The 681-nt window shown below is 74.6% G+C and carries 1 protein-coding gene; it reads left to right on the forward strand.

All coding sequences use genetic code 11. The features are described from left to right. The coding region (locus tag NOD94_RS41275; protein ID WP_281211373.1) for a hypothetical protein at nt 1–681 on the forward strand (681 nt) is incomplete at both ends.

A 681-nucleotide genomic window follows, 5' to 3' on the forward strand; every position in this document is an offset into this window, starting at 1 on the left:
GCGGGAAGGAGGGACGGTCGCCACCGCCGCGGTAGCCACCGCCGGAAGGACGGTCGCCGCCGGCGGGACGCCCACCACGGTCGTCATCACGACGCGGGTACGACGGACGGTCGCCACCACGGTCGTCACGACCGCCACGGAACCCACCACGGTCATCGTCACGACGCGGGAAGGACGGGCGGTCGCCGCCACGGTCGTCGCGACGGAAACCGCCGCCACCACCCGAAGGACGCCCACCACGGTCGTCATCGCGACGCGGGTACGAGGGACGGTCGCCACCACGGTCGTCACGACGCGGGAAGGAGGGACGGTCGCCACCGCCGCGGTAGCCACCGCCGGAAGGACGGTCGCCGCCGGCGGGACGCCCACCAGGGTCGTCATCACGACGCGGGTACGACGGACGGTCCCCGCCACGGTCGTCACGACCGCCACGGAACCCACCACGGTCGTCATCACGACGCGGGAAGGACGGACGGTCGCCACCACGGTCGTCGCGACGGAAACCGCCGCCACCACCGGAAGGACGGTCACTGCCGCCGCGGTAGCCGCCACCGGACGGACGGTCCCCGCCTCGGAAGCCACCACCGGTCGGACGGTCGCCACCGGAGGGACGGTCGCCACCGCCGCGGTAGCCACCGCCGGAAGGACGGTCGCCGCCGGCGGGACGCCCACCACGGTCGT

The organism is Streptomyces sp. Isolate_45 (assembly GCF_024721315.2).
Lineage (GTDB): Bacteria > Actinomycetota > Actinomycetes > Streptomycetales > Streptomycetaceae > Streptomyces.